This is a genomic window from Mesorhizobium sp. WSM4836, assembly GCF_055811815.1.
The window spans coordinates 1-18,342 of record NZ_JBVVQF010000051.1; the positions used below are offsets into that span (position 1 = coordinate 1).

The 18,342-nt window shown below is 59.8% G+C and carries 8 protein-coding genes and 6 pseudogenes; 10 read left to right on the forward strand and 4 right to left on the reverse strand.

Going from position 1 to position 18,342, the window contains the following annotated elements; genetic code table 11:
- On the reverse strand, nt 1-213 hold a 213-nt coding region (locus AC0L2P_RS31345; RefSeq protein WP_473507061.1), incomplete at its 3' end, for a co-chaperone GroES.
- Nucleotides 214-700: 487 nt separating this feature from the next.
- Between AC0L2P_RS31345 and AC0L2P_RS31350 the strand changes: the two genes are divergently transcribed.
- The 5 genes and pseudogenes from AC0L2P_RS31350 (at nt 701) to ligD (ending at nt 5,335) form a co-directional block, all read left to right on the forward strand.
- Nucleotides 701-964 carry a DNA -binding domain-containing protein gene (locus AC0L2P_RS31350; protein WP_127248170.1) on the forward strand — a complete coding sequence of 88 codons (264 nt, stop codon included), beginning with the start codon at nt 701-703 and terminating at the stop codon, nt 962-964.
- A gap of 537 nt (nt 965-1,501) precedes the next feature.
- Nucleotides 1,502-1,630 (forward strand): DUF982 domain-containing protein, encoded by a 129-nt coding sequence (locus AC0L2P_RS31355; protein ID WP_473507063.1) that lies wholly within the window; start codon nt 1,502-1,504, stop codon nt 1,628-1,630.
- Nucleotides 1,631-1,921: 291 nt separating this feature from the next.
- Nucleotides 1,922-2,038: pseudogene (locus tag AC0L2P_RS31360) on the forward strand (DUF982 domain-containing protein); the annotation flags it as partial.
- 535 nt (nt 2,039-2,573) lie between these two features.
- A complete protein-coding gene (locus AC0L2P_RS31365) occupies nt 2,574-3,659 on the forward strand; it encodes an HPP family protein (RefSeq protein ID WP_473507065.1) in 1,086 nt (361 codons plus the stop codon).
- A 683-nt stretch (nt 3,660-4,342) separates the two neighbouring features.
- On the forward strand, nt 4,343-5,335 hold the full coding sequence (gene ligD / locus AC0L2P_RS31370; RefSeq protein ID WP_473507067.1) for a non-homologous end-joining DNA ligase: 993 nt from the start codon (nt 4,343-4,345) through the stop codon (nt 5,333-5,335).
- Between the two features lie 79 nt (nt 5,336-5,414).
- Here the strand turns inward: ligD and AC0L2P_RS31375 are convergent.
- Nucleotides 5,415-5,953: pseudogene (locus AC0L2P_RS31375) on the reverse strand (SOS response-associated peptidase family protein).
- 44 nt (nt 5,954-5,997) lie between these two features.
- Here AC0L2P_RS31375 and AC0L2P_RS31380 point away from each other — a divergent pair.
- Nucleotides 5,998-6,123: pseudogene (locus AC0L2P_RS31380) on the forward strand (SOS response-associated peptidase family protein); the annotation flags it as partial.
- Between the two features lie 203 nt (nt 6,124-6,326).
- Here AC0L2P_RS31380 and AC0L2P_RS31385 read toward each other — a convergent pair.
- The gene (locus tag AC0L2P_RS31385) at nt 6,327-7,508 is read right to left on the reverse strand and encodes an extracellular catalytic domain type 1 short-chain-length polyhydroxyalkanoate depolymerase (protein ID WP_473507069.1); all 1,182 of its coding nucleotides are present in this window, start codon (nt 7,506-7,508) and stop codon (nt 6,327-6,329) included.
- Between the two features lie 120 nt (nt 7,509-7,628).
- A pseudogene (locus AC0L2P_RS31390) lies at nt 7,629-8,183 on the reverse strand (GTP-binding protein); the annotation flags it as partial.
- A gap of 1,374 nt (nt 8,184-9,557) precedes the next feature.
- Here AC0L2P_RS31390 and AC0L2P_RS31395 point away from each other — a divergent pair.
- From AC0L2P_RS31395 to AC0L2P_RS31410, 4 genes and pseudogenes are all read left to right on the forward strand, one after another.
- Entirely contained in the window at nt 9,558-12,431 is a 2,874-nt protein-coding gene (locus AC0L2P_RS31395) for an HsdM family class I SAM-dependent methyltransferase (RefSeq protein ID WP_473507071.1), read from the forward strand.
- A gap of 1 nt (nt 12,432) precedes the next feature.
- Nucleotides 12,433-13,149 carry a hypothetical protein gene (locus AC0L2P_RS31400; RefSeq protein WP_473507073.1) on the forward strand — a complete coding sequence of 239 codons (717 nt, stop codon included), beginning with the start codon at nt 12,433-12,435 and terminating at the stop codon, nt 13,147-13,149.
- Nucleotides 13,150-14,115: 966 nt separating this feature from the next.
- Nucleotides 14,116-15,111: pseudogene (locus tag AC0L2P_RS31405) on the forward strand (type IV secretory system conjugative DNA transfer family protein); the annotation flags it as partial.
- A gap of 6 nt (nt 15,112-15,117) precedes the next feature.
- Nucleotides 15,118-18,342, forward strand: a pseudogene (locus AC0L2P_RS31410) (Ulp1 family isopeptidase); the annotation flags it as partial.

Here is an 18,342-nt window from a genome sequence, read left to right on the forward strand (position 1 = left end):
GCCGAACAGGATGCGGTCGCCGGCCTTGACGTCCAGCGGGACGAGCTTGCCGGCTTCGTCGCGGGCGCCGGAACCGACGGCGATGATCTCGCCTTCCTGCGGCTTTTCCTTAGCCGTATCGGGGATGATGATCCCGCCCGCGGTCTTGGATTCGGATTCGACCCGACGAACGACCACGCGGTCATGCAGCGGCCGGAAATTCGACTTTGCCATTTTAGATATCCCTGGTGAGGAGGTTGAAAGGTTCTCCGTTGCCGGAGCCCGGTTAGCACTCGCCAGCGGGGAGTGCTAACGTGTCGGTGAGATAGGCTGTAGGTTCGTCCTGGTCAAGACGGATGAGCGGACAGCCGAAGAGCAAAAGATTTGGAATCGGCACGGAAGCCTGGCCCCCATTACGGCGCATCTCAATGCCTAAGCGCGTTTCGGCCGTAAGCTCTGGGCCGATTTTCGTCTGTGTTAAAAATGTGAAATTATGTGAAGTTTGTGGCCGACCATTCCGCGGAATGGACGCCAGCCGAACAGTCTTGAGCTTTTGCAATTCATCCATAAACTTGGATTCGCATCGCCAACGAGCGCTCATCGCTTCGGCAGGCACTTGCAGACCATGATCGGATTTCGTCTTGAGACGATACTCCCCTCGGGTTCGGGTAGCCTATCGAAGCGAAATCTTCGACCAGTTGTTTCCGGAGCCGATATCGTGATGAAATACACAGACGTTGAACCAGGTCTTAAAGATGAAGTCCCCTGGTCGGACAGCCTGACCGCCTACGACAAGGAGCACTTCAAGACCTACTTGAGGTTCCTGGACGCCTCCGCCGACGATGCCAGTTATGAGGAGATGGCGCAGGTCATCCTCGGCATCGATCCGGCGGAAGAGCCGGTGCGCGCGCGGAAAGCCGCGAGAAGCCATCTCGATCGGGCGAACTGGATGATGACGACCGGTTACAAGGAGTTGTTCGCGTAAATGAGGGTGAACGGCGGCGACACACGCTGCTTGTTCAGACGTGATCACGGCCGTCCACCACAAGAATGGCATGACACCCGGGCCTGCGGCAAAGCAGGCTTCCGCTGACGTCTCTACTCATTGTCAAACTCCGCTCCTCGTCAGGCAGAAGATTCGCTGGCCGATGCGTCTGTGCGTGGCCATGGAGGTCAGCGGCGGCCGCTCGTCATACCTGGCCGGCGCACCGAGGCGGAGAAGGTGAAGCCGTGTTCTGGTGGGGCGCAAAGCCGGACGATGTTCCAATGGTTCTTCGTCGGGACCATGTAGATATGCCACCTGGTGAGCAACCGCAGTAGCGGAGTCGGCTTGCTCGCCTACCGGGGACTTCTCGCCGCTACTCCTCTTGAAATCGTCATCGCCCTGACAAGACATTTTGCTATGGTCGCGGATGTCGATGAGGCGCCTGTTCACGCAAACCAGCTGTTCAGCAGGTCGGGAGGATCGAATGAACTCTGAGGCTTTCAGCAGCCGGCTTTTCGTCTTCGTGCAGCGTACATCGTGCAAGAGATTGCCAGTCTTGCGAACGCTGTCGATTTCCTCAACGAATGGCGACAAGATCGCAGAGATCTGATCCACGAAGCCGCCCTCAAGGCGTGCTTTGATGCATACGATGGGCGAAACCTGTGAGTGCAGCGCGCAACGCCTTTTTCGGCTTTGCGAGACGAGCCGCGATATTGGAAGATGCAACCTCCGCCATGCAGTGGCTCGCTGCCTGCACAGTCGAAAAGTGCGAGCCTAGGCGTCGGCGACGCATGCGAGGCTGGCGCGGGGCAAGTCGAGAGGGCATTGTGTCGAGATTTCGCAGTTCGCAGCGAAACCGGCTCGGCTCGGCAAAGAAGACGAACTAGTCTAGGCCTATTTACGCATGATCTTCTTTTGGGGGCGGAGAGATGACCGGCTTGCAGAGAGACCGAGAAACGGAGGGTAGCGATGGACGCCTGTCTGCAGGTATTGCAAGGTAAGGCTCATCCACCAGCTGCTCGAAGAGCTTTCGTGGCAGCGGCGCTCGAAGCAAAGATCCTGCGCTGCGATTAAATGCTGGGACGGCTGGCCCCAAAGAATCGTTCATCTTCGCGTCGGGACAGTTCTGATAAGCCGTGTAATTAACTCTGTCACGGTGTCCCTTCAAGACGGGGCGCTTGTTTTCATGGTTTTCATGGACAGGCGAGCGCGCCCGAACTAAGTGCTAGCGAGCGAAAGCGCAGGGACGAATCCGGTTGATGAGTTCTTCGCGCCGATGCTGACCTTTGAGAATCGTCGTCGCCGCATCTCGCCGTTACGAAGCAAAGATCCAATGCTCACGCGAATTCTTCCCCGGAACGATCGGCGGTAAGCGAGAACGTTCCGCCATGGGAGGAGAAGTCAATACAATCCATTTGCAGTAGAAGTATCTCCGCGCCAAGGCTGTGACGCGGCTTAAAAGCACAAGCCGCTGGCGGCGGACGCCGAAGTCGCTGCGCGCAATAATATTCTCCCTGGCCGTGAACATTCGGATTTGTTTCACTTTCAAATCCGTGGCTTCGGCGGCATTGCGGACAGCGCAGAATTCCACATCGTTCCAAGGCTTAGCATGGGGTTTCGCCTCTTCGTCCCAATCCTCGCCGGCGCGACGCTGCGCGAGCGGCTGCTCGCCTGCATCGGGGCCACGATCGGTATTGCGTTGACCGGCGTGATCAGCGGGCTCGCCATGGGCGGCGGGCCTCATGTGGCGCTGCTGGTGGCCCCGATGGGCGCCTCCGCCGTGCTGCTCTTTGCCGTGCCGTCGAGCCCGCTCGCGCAGCCCTGGTCGATCATCGGCGGGAATTCAATCTCTGCGCTGGTCGGCGTGACGGTCGCGCTTTTCGTGCAGGACCCGGTGATCGCGTCGGGCCTCGCTGTGGCGCTGGCGATCGCCGCCATGTCATTCACGCGTAGCCTGCACCCGCCGGGCGGTGCCGCGGCGCTGACGGCCGTGCTTGGCGGACCAGCCGTGCTCAGCTTCGGTTTCCTGTTCCCGTTGGTGCCGGTGGCGCTGAATTCGACAATTTTGGTGGCGCTCGGCTTGGTCTTCCACCGGCTGTCACGGCGCAACTATCCGCATGTCCATACACCCGCCGCCAGCAGCCACGGCACCGCCGATCCGCCGCCCGCGAAGCGCGTGGGCTTCCGTCCCGAGGATGTCGATGCGGCACTCGCTGCTTTGGACGAAACTTTCGACATTGGCCGCGACGACATCGAGAGGCTGCTGCGGCAGGTCGAGCTGCAGGCGATGGTGCGCTCGCACCGAATGCTGCTGTGCCGGGACATCATGTCCCGCGACGTGATCTCGGTGCCGGAAAACGCTACCATCGACGAGGCACGAAAGCAGCTTCTCGACCACAACATCCGCACCTTGCCAGTGGTCGATCCGCACGGTCGGCTGATCGGCGCCGTGGGCCTGCGCGAGCTGACTAAGTTGGCCGATACGGTGAAGGGCGTTATGTCGAAGACTGCTACCGCCTCTCCCGACACGCCGGCTATGTACCTGCTTCCCGTGCTCACTGACGGCTGCAGCCATGCCGTAGTCATCGTCGATGCCGAGGGAAACATCCTTGGCCTGATCACCCAGACCGACCTGCTGGCGGCGGCAGGGTGCATGCAAACGGCAGACGAGCCGCCGCTCAAAGCAGAAGCATAGCGGCCATCCGAATATCGCAGTTCGGACCCTTCTGCCGGCAGGAAAGCTCAGCAGTGCCTCCGTTCCAGATATTCGGGTATGATTAGTCGAAAAACGCCAAGCAAAATCCAGCAACGACCGACAATACCGCCCAAAAAGGGGTGAATGTAGTTGAAGTGATTTTCCTATCGATGAATGGATTTTTTCGCAAGCAGTTGGAAAGCGATTCGGCATCGACGCTCGAGAGGGTTGTCGCCTCCCGCGGCCGACGCTGGGTTCATGTCGCCGCCTCGCCACGGGTGTAATGGTCACCACCCTGGAGGACGAAGCCGCGGTCGCAAACCTCGTGGTCTGGACCGAGGTCTTCGAGAAGTTCCGGCGCGTCGTGCTGGGTGCAGCGCGAGGGCGTGGCGCATATCGTGGCGCAGGAGCTCGCCGATCTGTCCGGCGAGCTGGCCAGCATCAGCTCGCGGGAGGCAGGATTTCCCACTCCCGCGCGGACGCGGCGACGAGTTCCATCACAGCTCTCCAGGTCCGATCCGCGCAGCCTGCCCAAGACGAGGAATCTGGTCGATCCCTACGAGCACATCGACAGCACAACGTGAAGACGCGGGATTTCCGGTAGAAGCTGCAGCCGATACACCGTCATCATGTGGTAGTCTGGCCCGCATGACGACGCTTTATCTCAATTGGCGCGGAAGACGGTGAATCCCACAAAGCCGAATAAAACGCATCCGCCGAAATGGATCGAGCCTCAGCTGACGCGCCTGGTCGACGAAGCGCCCGACGGCCCCGGTTGGCTTCATGAGATCAAGTATGACGGATACCGCATGCACGCGCGGATCGACGGCAGCGACATCCGCTTGCTCACCCGCACCGGCCTCGATTGGTCGCATCGCTATCAAGCGACGATAGCGGCCCTCCGCGCGCTCCCGGTGAAAGAGGCATATGTCGACGGGGAGCTGTGCGCCGTTCGGGCAGACGGGGTCACCTCCTTCAGCCGCCTGCAGGCCGCTATGGACGAGGGCCGCACGGGCGATCTTGTCTTCTTTGCTTTCGATCTTCTGTTCCTGAACGGAGAAAGCATTGCGAAGCTGCCGCTCATTGACCGCAAGGCGCGACTGGAAGGCCTGTTTTCGACCGACATGCCTGGCCTGCGCTTCAGCGATCACGTGATAGGCGACGGGCCTGCGTTCCGAAAGCACGCCTGCCGGCTTGCACTCGAAGGCGCTATCTCAAAGCTGATCGACCGCGCCTACGCATCCGGCAATCGCGGCCTATGGGTCAAGTCAAAGTGTCTCAACAGAGAGGAATTCATCGTCGTCGGCTGGACCGATCCGACTGGAAGCCGGCCGCATATCGGCTCGCTGCTTCTCGGCTACTACACCGATGATGGTCGTCTGCTGTACGCGGGCCGCGCCGGTACGGGCATCACGGTTGCAGAGCTCAAGCGATTGGCTCGCCGGCTTGAACCACTTCAGACAGGTCGAATGCCCCTCGACGTTCCGCCGCCGCGCGAGAGCCGGTTTGGCTCGCCGCTTGAGCTGTCGCGCGTGCATTGGGTCAGGCCTGAAGTGGTGGTCGAGGTCACCTATCTCACCTGGACGGAAGACAATCTCCTGCGCCAAGTCTCGTATAAAGGCGAGCGTCAGGACAAGCCATCCCGGCAGGTGGTGCGCTCCCCGCCCCATCCCTGATCGACATCGGGTGCCGTTTCGCTTCATTTCATCCGACTTGCTTTACCTGCAGTGTGCTGGGGGGAAGGGCCTTGATCAGCTACTTCGACGACACCGAAGGGTCGAGCCAGTCCACCCACACGCTGCGATCGAGGATAACAATCTGCCTGTCATGATGGGGCGCGATATCAGGCCCAGGCTCCATCGTTAGCATGGTGAAGGCTTCGCCGACCTCCGGCGTGTCACGCCAGATTCCAGCAATGCAGAAGATCGGCTAGTCCTTCTTTGTGAAGAGCCACTTGTCTTTTCGCTTCTTCTTGGGTCTATCGGATCGGTGAACTCGTAGAAACCGTCCGCGACGATGAGGCACCGGTTCGACGAGAACTCCCGGCCCTCTGAACGGAAATTATAGACCGGCCGCTTGTTCGGTCCGGGCCAGCTCCAGCGACGTTGCATCATATCGCCTTCGCCTCGGACGCCCGCAATAGTCCTGATGATCGGCGCCACGTCCGTGATCTTGATGTCTTCGCGCACCTGGAGGTGCGGCGCGCCTTCGCCGAAGCGGATCTTGATCTTCAGGTCGGCGAAGTCCTCCACGATCGAAGCGACATCCACCGTCAATCGATAGTCATTGCGCATCGGTCCTCCGTCCGATTGCATCGCACCGCGATCTTGTTCCTGTTATGTTCGTGCCCCTGAGCGCGAAGGCTTTCGATTCCGACTCATCGCTCGACGAACGCCGCGTTATCATAAGGCGCTGCGGCGGCGATGTTGAGATGGCAGAGTTGCCTTGGGGCACGCCGGATCGCGGTAAACATGGACCCCTTCCTCTTCGCACGACAGCGACAGTGCGCGTCAGGGATGACTGCCCGAACGGGTGAAGATCCCTTTGGGGCTTCAGCTCCGCCAGGCGTTGGCAACGCCTCGCAGTCTCATCTTGGCCGAAGAGGTTGGCTCGATATCGAATTTTTGCTCGTGCAGGGTCCTAAAGTGCGGTTGTTTCGGCGAGACGCTAGTGCATCAAGCCTGCCGATCGCAGGGCGTCCTCTATGACTTTTCGTATCTCCGCGGCGGAGTTGAGCTTCTGAGGAGGCGGCATGTTTGCACGTTTCGCAGAGTGAGGGACATTGGGAACCCCAGCCTTGGGCATCGAGAAAGCGCGTGCGAAACCGGGCGCGAGCCCCTCGTTGTTGGCTTTTGCCGGCTTGATCTTCGCATCTCGTTTTACGCACGGCTTCGCTACTCCCCAGAACCGCGCGATATGCCGGGTAGAGGAGATACCGACGTCCAGCATGTACGGTCCCCCAGCGCCAAGCGCGGCGTCGCCGGCCGTGTCAAGTGGCGTACCGTGGCCCATTCCGGCGATGCGATATTCCTCGATCAGCTCCTGCCCTTGGGCATTGCACCAGACGCGCCGTGAATGACCATCCACCATTTCTGATCGGGTCGAACGTGCATCGAGTCCGTGAACGGCCCGCCATTGCGCAATGATCGCATCAACGTTGGAAGAAGCTACGGTTTGATCGGCGGAGCCGTGCCAGACGGATATCGAGGGGCAAGGACCTTGGTGCGGCGAGGCATCGCGTAGGGCTTTCTGCAATTGCCGTTCCGAGGGCATGCCATGACCGCGCATGCGGTCGAAGGCCTCAGGGACGGTCTTCGCGCTTCCATACGGCAGGCCAGCGATGATCGCGCCGCCTGCGAAAATCTCCGGGTAGCAAGCCAGCATGGCCGATGTCATGGCGCCTCCGGCGGAGAGGCCGGTGATAAAGATGCGCCCACGGTCGAGGCCATGGGCCAGGACCATTGTTTCGATCATTTGGCGGATGGAAAGTGCCTCTCCGCCGTTCCGCTTTGTATCGCTGGGCACGAACCAGTTGAAGCAGAGGTTGGCGTTGTTTGCGCGTTGCTGCTCGGGAAACAGCAGGGCAAAACCTTCCTGATCGGCCAGTTGCGACCAGCCGGAACCATGGTCGTAACCGGCCGCAGTCTGCGTGCAGCCATGCAGCACAACGACGAGAGGCGCCGCTTCAGGCAGATCATCCGGAACATAGATCCTCGCCCGCAAGGCGCCCGGATTCGAGCCGAAATCGGCCAGATCCGATAACCGATCGCGGCCTTGGCCATTGGTCTGAAAACCCTGCCCGGCGCGGAATGCCGCAAGGCGGGTGATGGTGTCGGAGATTTTTCGCAAAACAGTATTCCTTGTGGGTCGGCCGCTACGATGGCCACGCTGCGCACAACGCACATGCAGCAATATCGTTGCTGCACTGCACAATAACAAGTTGTGATTTTACTCGTGCAATCGAGGCGGCTTCGGCACCGACGCCCACCACAGGCCGCGCTTGCCCGTGCGGATGAGCGCGCCGGCCTGGCTGATCTCGCCAACATGGTGCGGCCGGGTCGCCAGCCAGAAGAAGCCCTTGGCTCGCACCACACCGGGCCACGATCTGTTGGTGAACTCCTGGAGTTACATCGGGTCGAAGGGCCGCCTCTCGCGATATTCCTCGGTCTCGGGAATGTTGTCCTTCAAGCCGTTCAATTCCTTGTACCAGAGCGGGTGCTGCTCGGCCTTTTCGAAGTCGAAGCGGCCGGTATTCAGGACCTTGTCCAAGGGCACCTGGGCGAAATCGACTTCGATCAGCGCCGCGTCTGGATTGAGCGAGCGAACGATTTTTCTAGCCAGATCGAGATCGTTCGCCGAGGCGTCGGACACCTTGTTGAGCACGACGACGTCGGCGAATTCGATTTGTTCAACCAGCAGGTCAACAAGCGCGCGGTCGTCCCCATCGCCTGCTGTTTCACCGCGGTCGCGCAAAAAGTCCTGCGAGGAATAGTCCTTGAGGACAGCATCAACCATCGACGCGATGAAGAGAAAGCCGAAGGCCAAGGGAAAAGCTGCGATCGCAGGGCCGATCCCGGCACGACCAGCGGCTCACCGGCCGTCCCACCGCGGCGAACGGGATCAGCGCCATCCGCGCTATCGCGGCGATCGGGCGGATGGCGCTGATCGGGCTGGCGCTGGACAGGGCTGGCCGCCGCCGCACGGTGCTCGGTTGTTGCGGGCTATCGCTCGCCTGCACCCTGCCGGATCAGGGATGGGGTTCTGGCCCGTAACCGGGCTGATTGTCGCTTGGCACTTAATTGTAAGAATGCGGCAGTTTCGTCTAAATTGAGCACTTAATTATGAGAATCTTGACGGTCGGATTCTCAAATTAACTGCATCTGTCGTGGCGCAGACGGCCGGCGAGCCTGGGCGATCATCTTCTCGGCTACCCTGCTCGTCAGCTGGCTGTGTCGCCGTCAGCAGGGCCTACTCTGCGTCCTTCTGCGCTCCCATGAACTCCATATGGTCGGCGATATAGGCGCCGAAAGGCCGCAGCATCGCGAGAGGAAGGCATGGCAGCGTGGTACGGAGGGGCAGGAACGAGGTTCAGCGCGATGCGGTAAAGGGACGCGGCATATTCAAAGATCGACCGCTGTGGTGTGAGGAGCAGAAGATCGCTGCGCTTGACCGGGTTCCTTCGACGCGGAGGGCGTGGATGCACCGGGCGAGGTGTCGAGAGATTACTTTCGACCGGCGCGCAGTCGCCGCCAGCGGCTGAGGCTGCTTAAGATCGATCGGGAACCCTTGCAGATGCGTTCGCTGTTTGTTCTACTGAGTGAAGTGTAGATTCGGTGCGCATCGCAGGAAGGTCAGAGCTTGTTGTCCCCAAAATGGGCGCCTGACGTTTTCGCGGCTGCCGCTCCGGAACCGGGCACAAAAGTCCGGCTGGAGCGCCCGCACCGTTTCGGCGCTTCGGTACCTCATGGCAGGCGTTGGAGATCGATGATGGGCTGTGCTTGGCTGGGGTCCCGGATCCAGAATTCTGTATTTCTGCCTTTCGGCATAGAACGATTTCTGGCTTTCGGGATTGCAAGAAAGGCAGAAATCTGTATCCTTTTCCTCGGGTCGCGCGACCGGAGTAGTCGTCGCCGCGCCAAAGGGGGGCGGCTTTGGCCAGTAGGCGAACCGAAAGCAGCAACGAAAGCAGCGCGCTGGAGACCGAAAAGGAATCGCTCAACTTCAAGGTCAGCTCCCAGTTTAAGAAGGAGTTCAAAGGCTTCGCTGTGTCCGAGGGGATCAGCATGACCGATCTCCTCAAAGAAGGCTTCGCACTCTCGAAAACCAAGCGGCAGAAATGACTGCGCGCGCCCGACCAATTCAAGCTGTCCGGGCACCTGCGTGGCGCAGGTGCCGCTGATGACGCTGGACGAGACAGAGCGTCCGGGTTCCGAGGCCCAGTGGCTGTTCGCCATTGGGGAGGGCCGCGCCTTTCCGAGCGTTGATGGGTTGGTCGCGGTCGACGGCTATGAGCCCTTTGGGCGCGCGCCCGAGGAAGTAGCGGTCATGGAGAAAGCACGCGACTACGGCGCGCGTGCCGTGTTCTTTGAAGCTGGGCGGCACGGTCGCGCCGCGGTCGCGCAAGCCCTTGTATTCGATGCCAGCACCGCGGTGGACGACGAGGGGTTTGCCCAACTCCACAAGCGGCTCTGGAGCTGGGGCGGTGTTCCTCTTGTCTATCGTGCCGCGCCGGGGCGCATCCAGCTGTTCCGCTGCGCGCACGAACCGGACTTTGTCGGTCCAGACGATGTGCCGGTTTGCCGGCCGATTCGAACCCTGGCTCTCGGTGCGGATATCGCGGCGGCTGACGTCTGGTGGAATGCGGCACGCATCCGCAACGGCACGATCTGGGACGACCCGATCGCATGTGACCTGATGCTCTCGGCGCAAAAATCGGCGCACCGTACGCTTGTTGAAGAAGTGCGTGCGTTAGCCAAGCAACTAACCGAGAGCCGCCTGCTGGAGCCGCGGCTGCGCCGTCGCCTACTCATTCTCGCGCTGCTCATAGCCTATCTCGAAGAGCGCTCGGTTCTGCTCCCCAAGGATTTCGCGCGCGCGCGCAGTGGCGCGGCGCGCTTCTTTGAGGTCCTGGGCGATGGCGCTGCGCTGGTGAAACTACTCGAAACGTTGGAAGAGCGTTTCAACGGTCACGTGTTTCGCCTGACCGAGGAGGAGCGCGCGGCGCTACTCGCGAGCAGCGAGCTTATGAGCTACGCGCGACTTGTTGAGGGACGCGAGGATGCGACCGGTCAGCTGAGTCTGTGGCGGCTCTATTCGTTCCGTGACCTGCCGGTGGAGCTGATCAGCAATATCTACCAGCTTTTCGTCAAGGATGCGGCGAGTTCGATCTACACTCCGCCGGCGCTGGTCCGCCTGATGCTCGAGGAGACCTTGAGCTGGGAGCGCCTCGACAGGCTGATGGCAAGCGACGGCGTCATCCTCGATCCGGCGTGTGGATCGGGCGTCTTCCTAGTGGAAGCCTACAAGCGGCTTGTGCTGCATTGGCGACTTAACAATGGATGGGTGCGTCCGGGTATCAACGACCTGCGCCCACTCCTGCAGCGGGTGCACGGTGTCGACCTTGAGGAGGGGGCGATCGAGCTGGCGGCATTCAGCCTGTGTCTCAGCTTGTGCGACGCGCTTCAGCCGGAGGAGATTCGCGCCAGCGTGAAGCTCTTTCCCCCGCTGGCGAACGAGACCTTGCACTGGAGCTGCTTCTTTGAAGCCAAGGAGCAGGGGCTTATCAAGATGCCGGTCGCAGTGCTCGTTGGCAATCCTCCCTTCGAGTCGACGCTGACCACCGAGGGCGCCAAGCGGAGCTACGCGCGCTATACCAAGACCCACGGCCTGCTCGCCGATATGCAGCTCGCATACCTATTCCTGCATGAGGCGATGGAGCTTCTCACGCCCAATGGAATCGTCGCCTTGGTCGAGCCAGCTGGCTTTCTCTACAACCAGAACGTCGCTCCGTTCCGAGGGGGCATTTTCACGCGTTGGAGTGTGCGCGAGATCCTAGATTTCGTCTCGGTTCGGGGACTGTTCAAGAAGGGCGAGGCCGACCCGAAGATTGTCGTCGTACTCGCAGAGGCGATGGGGCCGGTTGCCGATGGTCGCATCTTGCACGCCGTCTTTCGCCGCAACGGGCGAGCCACGGCAGAGCAAGGGTTCGATATCGACTATTACGATCTCCACTGGGTGCGGAACACTGAGGCGACAGAGTCTGCCGATATATGGCGTTCGAACCTCCTTGGAGGAAGCCGCGTACGCGATTTGATTGGGCGCCTTCGGCAGTATCCAACGCTAAGGGAAGTCGCGACGCGGCACGAATGGAACTTTGGTGAAGGCTACATCGCCGGCAAGAAGGGCATCTCGCGACCGGCAGAGCACGTGATCGGAAAGCGACTGTTGCCGACGGAGGCGTTGTCCGAAACCGGCATCGATGCCAGTGATCTGCAGACTGTTCCCGATCAGCCGATCAAGGACCCAAAGAGCGCCGGGCGATTCACGCCGCCGTTTCTGCTCGTCAAAGAGAACGAGGATCTTCATCATGGAATCTGGCAAGGCGATTATCTGACCTACAAGCACCGCATCATGGGCTTTGCGGCGAAAAAGCGCGACCTTGCACGATTGCAGGCGCTCGAGGCATGGCTGCGCAAGGAGCAGACCGTTTTGAGGGCATATGTCGCCGGGATCAGCTCAAGCCTCTTCGTACAGCGCGCTACTGCAATCTTGCAGGCTGACATCCTCGCCCTACCCTATCCGGAAGAGGAAGACCTCGACCTCAGCGACAATGAGCGCATCGTTGCGCAAGATATTGTCGATCATCAGCGAGAGTTCATCCGTTTGGGGACCGCGTCAGCGCTGATGCGCGTCGCCCCGGAAGAGGCGCTCGACGCGTTCGACAATACCTTCACCGCACAGATCAACGCCGTTTATGCACGCAAGCCTCTCTGCGCCTTGGGTCGTTATCACTGGGCCGGCGCCATATGTGCAGCGTTTGGGTTTGGAGATGGGATCGTCGATTGGTCTGATGCCAATGCGCTGAGGGCCAAGCTAGACGCTTTGCTAAAGGAGCGCCGCGGCTCGAGCCTCACGATCACTCGCATCACTCGACTATATGATCAGGGCTTCGTTTTTCTGCTCAAGCCGGATCGGCATCGGTTCTGGACTCGCTCCATCGCATTGCGCGACGCCGATGACGTCCTCGCCGATCTAAGGGGGCAGGGCTTCTAGCGTGCTGGCGGATGAAGAAAGGGCCTCCGGGCAGGCCGGCACACTCAGCGCAGACATCCACCTTCCCGGTGAGTGGTTTTCGTCCCTCGTTGGATTCATCGCCGGAGCGCTTCCTGGTTGGCGCGACGATCCGGCGCGGCCGACCCAGAGTGGCGAAACCGGCTTGACGGCGCAGCTCTGCGCACGTTTGAACAGCGTCAGCCGGCACTCGGCTGGTTGGGACTTCCTACAGTTTCGTCGCGAAGAACCTGACGACGTCCGGGCGGGGCGGTCTATCGATCTCGTTGTTGCACCCAGTGGCGCGCTTATATGGATCGCCGGTCGCGAGTACAGCGAGTACCGGACGCTGTTGCCGATAGAATGCAAACGGCTGCCGACACCGAAAGGCAAGGACCGGGACGATCGTGAGTATGTGTTCAGCCAATTCAGCTCAACCGGCGGCATTCAGCGATTCAAGGCGGGGCATCATGGTGCGGCACATTCCCGCGCGGCCATGATTGGATATGTTCAGGATCGGGATATCACCTACTGGCGCGGGCAGCTCGACGGATGGATCGATGGGCTTGTTGTCACGGCCGTTCAAGGTTGGTCCGAAGGCGACAAGTTGGAATTGGCGGCGCACCACGGGGCAACACGGGTTGCATCTCTGCAATCAACCCATCAACGCGGCGCCGGCCTTGAGCCGATCTTGATCGACCATCTCTGGATCGAGATGTAGGGTGATGGCGCCATTCCGATGGCAGAATTGCTATGCAGATGTTCTCGCCTCCCGGCACGACAAGACGATCAGGTCGTACCTGGATGAAGTCATCGTTCCAGCGCTGAGATATCTCGATCGTCGAATAGAGGAACTTGGCCGACGCCAGGAACCGTGGGCTGTGTTCGAACGAAGTGACGTCGAAGATGTCCTGCGAGAAACAAAAACGGCGTTCGCACTCGCCGTGCAGTCGATCTGGGAGCGGCAACTGAGGTCCTATCTATCATGGTTGCGCCAGGGAACTTCGCCCGGGAATCCCTGCCAGGAAGGTCGAGCGCGCCGACTGGGGTCAGAACAAGATTTGTGCAGAATCGTACGCTAGGAAAAATTGCTCATGTTTTCCGTAGCTTATCATGAACGACGAGTATGAGCTTTTAGGCAGAAAAAGCAATGTATGTCGCCATCTTGGCATGTGTGGCGGTCATCGAAATGATTTTCCCGGCTAAACGTACGATTTCGCACAAATCTTGTTCTGACCCTATAGAGGAAGGACCGGCCGTGCCCGGATAGCAACTTGCCGCTGGCGCCGCGACATGTCACCTGGAATTGTCTGATGTACGACAATGTTGGAAAGCGACATAAGCGGATCGATGTATCCCATTGTATCGAAATAACTCTTACCTTGGCACGCATATTGCTTCTGTTCATCCGAAAACCCGTTACGGACCGGCGATAATCGTGCTGAGAATGTCGAATGTTTGCCAGAATGATTTCAGCCGAGGCGACGTCCGGCCCTACTACGGCAGGACTTTCCAAATGCAGAAAGGACGAGTCCGTAATCGCTGGGGAATAGTCGAGACAGGGCTGCATAGGCGCTTTTCCGCAGTCGTTATCGGCCCAGACGCCAACTCTGCAATCGGTCACCCAACCAGTCCTGGATGTCCTCCAACAGCGCCCTGTCATGTTGAATGCAGCCCTACTGCACCCGCGTGCATCCTCGCCTGCATCGAGCGGGGCACGCCAACAATCGGCGCCGTCTATGATCTCTTCGCCCAGCCGGGGGAGAAGTTCAAGCTCTTCGCGCGACTCGCCATGGAGACCCGGAACAAAGAGGCACAACGCATCTTCGACGACATGGCGGGCAACGATACAAAAATCCTGACCTCCTACACGTCCGTCCTTGGCGATGGCGGACTCAATTTGTGGGCGGATCCCGCTGTAAAGGCGGCGACAAGTCGCTCAGATTTTTCGGTCTATGATCTTCGCCGTCGCAAAACGTGCATCTATCTTTGCGTTGGTCCGAACGATCTTGAGGTGGTCGCGCCTTTGGTACGCCTGTTCTTTCAGCAAGTCGTTTCAATTCTACAGCGGTCGCTGCCTCGCCGGGATGAAAAATACGAAGTTCTGTTTCTGCTCGATGAATTCAAGCACTTGGGTAAGCTGGAGGCGATCGAGACCGCAATTACGACCATCGCGGGCTACAAGGGTCGCTTCATGCTCATCATCCAAAGCCTCTCGGCACTGACGGGGGCCTATGGCGAGGCTGGCAAGCAGAATTTTCTCAGCAATACCGGCCTGCAAGTGTTCATGGCCACGGCCGATGACGAGACTCCAACCTACATTTCCAAAGCCATCGGTGAATACACGTTTCAAGCCCAATCGATTTCCTACAGCCAGGCGCGAACGTTCGATTGGAACATCCAGAATTCACATCAAGGTGCACCGCTGTTGCGTCCCGAACAGGTTCGGCTGCTCAATGACGAGTACGAGATCGTTCTGATCAAAGGTCTGCCACCATTGCAATTGAGGAAGGTGCGATATTTTTCGGATCGCATCCTGAAACGCATCTTCGAAAGCCAGACAGGCGCCCTCCCGGACCCGGCACCCTTGATGATAGCAGACGAGGGGCTCTCGGCAGAATCGCAACCCGATGAGCAGCTGCGTGGATTGGCGCAGAACTTTGACGATATAGTTTGTATGTGAGGTAGCATGGACCCGCTAAATAGTACATCCCGTGTAACAGCTTTGTCGCAGGTGCAGGACGCCGGCTTGGAAGAGGGGCAAGCGGACCAGGCCCGGCAAGTGGGCGATGAGCACCTTGCCGAGACCCGCAGGCTGTTCGATCAAGCTGACGAGTCGCCAACCAATCCGGAGGAGCTTCTGCGACTGGAACGGGGGTTACGCGAAGTGCTTCAGCGACGGCAGGATGATCAAGCCACCTCGTCTTTTTTCAGCGACCCAGGCATGCCCGCTGGACGGGGTGACCTCAACAGCATCGTGGCGGACGCTTTCGCAGCGGCCGGTTCTGGGCACGCCGGAGTTGAGGCCGCCGCCCCGCCAGCGTTAGCTGCCAGCCAACAGCAGATCCGGCCCTGGCCGGATGCGCTTGACCGGGGCAACCTCCTGCCACCCGAGTGGGTGATCATCAACGATGAACATTACACAGCGCTGTTGGGGCCAGCGGAGAGGCAGAGGGCCCTGAATACGCCGCAAGCCGCCGCCATTCAGCAGCCGCTGAGCGAAATCGGCAATTCAGGCGGCCGCGTGCCGATGCAGCCCCCCATGCAGCAGTTGGGTGAATTGCCATTGGAAGGGGTACCTGTTCAAGGGACATGGTCCGAACACATCGGAAGGCTGCATGCGGAGGCCGCGCCGTCCGCATGGTCTGAGAAGCACCTCGCTGCGATCGAGAACTCCATAAACGTCTCATTTGCGGTCCCCAAAGACTTCTCCCATGGGACTCAACCCGTCCCAGATGCGATGCTCTCCTCCTTGGACCGCCATGGCTCCTTGCCGGATGCGGGCCAGGCCCGGCAAGCGGGCTTTGAGCAGCACGTGGCCGAGCCGCGCCGAGCCGAACCTGTCGCGAGTGGCGCCCGTAATGCCCGCTATCGCCATCTGTCCGGCGAACACCGGGACCTTATTGATAAGGCGATCGCCCAGGCTGCGGCTCAGAAAAAATTGAGCGTGAGCACGGTCCGAACATACACGTATGCACTTCGCCGATTGGCGAATGATCTCGGCGCTCGTGGCCAAGCGACTGATCTAAAAGATCACCAATCCCTGGTCGATCACGTCGATGCTTTTTTTCCGCTAAACGATGATATAAAGACGGCATTGAACGTCCTGCGTGCGTATCATGAGCCGGGCTATTCGGCGACTGCCCGGCGGCCAGTGCCCTCAAAGGCAGACGCGCATGTCTTGGAACAAATGACCAGTGACAGCAGCTTGGCCTCAAGCACCCGTGTTATGTATGGTCGTAATCTTCGCAGATTTTCTGGGGCGCTTGAGAGACAGGGCCTGGCGATCTCTGGGTTGGATCATGATACGCGGATGAAATTCGCCGAGACGTTGTTTCCAGGCAACAGCAATCTCACCTTCGCGTTGCGACGGGTTCGCGATGCGGAGTCCGCGTCAGACAGAAGCGTGACGGACGCTTTCGCGGCGGCCGACTCTGGGCACGCCGGAGTTGAGGCCGCCGCCCCGCCAGCGTTAGCTGCCAGCCAACAGCAGATCCGGCCCTGGCCGAATGCGCTTGACCAGGGCAACCACCTGCCACCCGGGTGGGTCATCATCAACAATGAACACTCCACAGTGCTATTGAGGCCAGCGGAGAGGCAGAGGGTCCTGAATACGCCGCAAGCCGCCGCCATTCAGCAGCCGCTGAGCGAAATCGGCAATTCAGCCGGCCGCGTTCCGATGCAGCCTCCCATGCAGCAGTTGCCATTGGAAGGGGTACCTGTTCAAGGGACATGGTCCGAACACATCGGAAGGCTGCATGCGGAGGCAGCGCCCTTCGCAAGGTCTGAGGCACCCCCCGCTGCCATCGAGAACTCCATAAACGTCCCATTCGCCGTCCCCAAAGACTTCTCCCATGGGACTCAACCCGTCCCAGACGCGATGCTCTCTTCCTTGGACCGCCATGACCTCTTGCCGGTTGCGGGCCAGGCCCGGCAAGCGAGCTTTGAGCAGCACGTGGCCGAGCCGCGCCGAGCCGAACCTGTCGCGAGTGGCGCCCGTGCTACCCGCTATCCCCATCTGTCCGACGAACACCGGGACGTTATTGATAAGGCGATCGCCCACGCTGCGGCTCAGCAAAAATATAGCGAGAGCACGGTCCGAAAATACACGTCTGCGCTTCGCCGATTGGCGAATGATCTCGGCGCTCGCGGCCAAGCGAGTGATCTAAAAAATCACCAGCCCCTGTTCGATCACGTCATTGCTTTCTTTCCGAAAGACGATGATATGAAGAGGGCGTTGAACGTCCTGCGTGCGTATCATGAGCCCGGCTATTCAGCCACTGCTGGCGCCCCTGCTACCCGCTATCCCCATCTGTCCGACGAACACCGGGACGTTATTGATAAGGCGATCGCCCACGCTGCGGCTCAGCAAAAATATAGCGAGAGCACGGTCCGAAAATACACGTCTGCGCTTCGCCGATTGGCGAATGATCTCGGCGCTCGCGGCCAAGCGAGTGATCTAAAAAATCACCAGCCCCTGTTCGATCACGTCATTGCTTTCTTTCCGAAAGACGATGATATGAAGAGGGCGTTGAACGTCCTGCGTGCGTATCATGAGCCCGGCTATTCAGCCACTGCTGGCGCCCCTGCTACCCGCTATCCCCATCTGTCCGACGAACACCGGGACGTTATTGATGAGGCGATCGCCCACGCTGCGGCTCAGCAACACCATAGCGCGGCGACGCTCCGAATATACTCGAATGCGCTTCGCCGATTGGCGAATGATCTCGGCGCTCGCGGCCAAGCGACCGATCTAAAAAATCACCAATCCCTGGTCGATCACCTCGATACTTTCTTTTCGAAAAACAATGACATAAAGGATATAAAGCCGGCGTTGAACGTCCTGCGTGCGTATCATGAGCCGGGCTATTCAGCGACTGTCGGGCGGCCAGCGCCGGTGCCCTCAAAGGCAGACGCGCATGTCTTGGAACAAGTGGCCAGTGACAGCAGCTTGGCCTCAACCACCCGTGCTATCTATGGTCGTAGTCTTCGCAGATTTTCTGAGGCGCTTGAGAGACAGGGCCTGGCGATCTCTAGGCTGGATCATGATTCACGGATGAAATTCGCCGAGACGTTGTTGCCAGGCAGCCGCAATCTCCGCTGGGCGTTGGGACGGCTTCGCGATATGGAGTCTGCGTCAGACAGAAGCGTGACGGACGCTTTCGCGGCGGCCGGCTCTGGGCACGCCGGAGTT

Bases quoted from the DNA above. Each gene is read 5' to 3' on its own strand.
- AC0L2P_RS31395 (WP_473507071.1), top strand. From the start codon at position 9,558: ATGACGCTGGACGAGACAGAGCGTCCGGGTTCCGAGGCCCAGTGGCTG.
- AC0L2P_RS31365 (WP_473507065.1), top strand. From the start codon at position 2,574: ATGGGGTTTCGCCTCTTCGTCCCAATCCTCGCCGGCGCGACGCTGCGC.
- AC0L2P_RS31350 (WP_127248170.1), top strand. From the start codon at position 701: ATGAAATACACAGACGTTGAACCAGGTCTTAAAGATGAAGTCCCCTGG.